This is a genomic window from Rothia nasimurium, from assembly GCF_004569295.1.
Lineage (GTDB): Bacteria > Actinomycetota > Actinomycetes > Actinomycetales > Micrococcaceae > Rothia > Rothia nasimurium_B.
This window is the reverse complement of record NZ_SPQC01000111.1, coordinates 1-427: the sequence shown is the minus strand read 5'-3', so window position 1 is coordinate 427 and position 427 is coordinate 1. Positions and strand designations below refer to the sequence as shown.

Below are 427 nucleotides of genomic sequence, written 5' to 3'. Positions count from 1 at the left end.
CTTCACCGCCCACCCCGCCCTGCGCGAGGCAAACTACCGCGGCGAAATCCGCCCCACCGAAGGTCTCTAAGGTGGCTCCCAGCGCCCCGGCTGCACCCACCCCGCTCGACAGGGCCATCGAGGCCTACCTCAACCACCTGGCCATCGAACGCGGCCTAGCCGCCAACACCCAGGCAGCCTACCGCCGCGACCTCACCCGCTACAGCACCTACCTGGCAGGCCAGGGCGTAATCGACCCGGGCACCATCACCAAAAAACACGTGCGCGACTTCGCCGCCCACTGCTCTGCCCCGGGCAAGGACGGGGGAGCAGACCTCGCAGCGAAATCGGTCGCCCGCATCATCAGCGGCGTGCGCGGTGCCCACTCCTTCTGGTACCGCGAAGGCACCACACCCACAGACCCCGCGGCGACCGTCCGCCCACCCAC

The 427-nt window shown here is 69.6% G+C and carries 1 protein-coding gene; it reads left to right on the top strand.

Going from position 1 to position 427, the window contains the following annotated elements; translation table 11 throughout:
• Positions 1–71: 71 nt before the first annotated feature.
• Positions 72–427 (top strand): site-specific integrase (locus E4U03_RS12610; protein WP_167752441.1); only part of this gene is annotated, 356 nt, incomplete at its 3' end.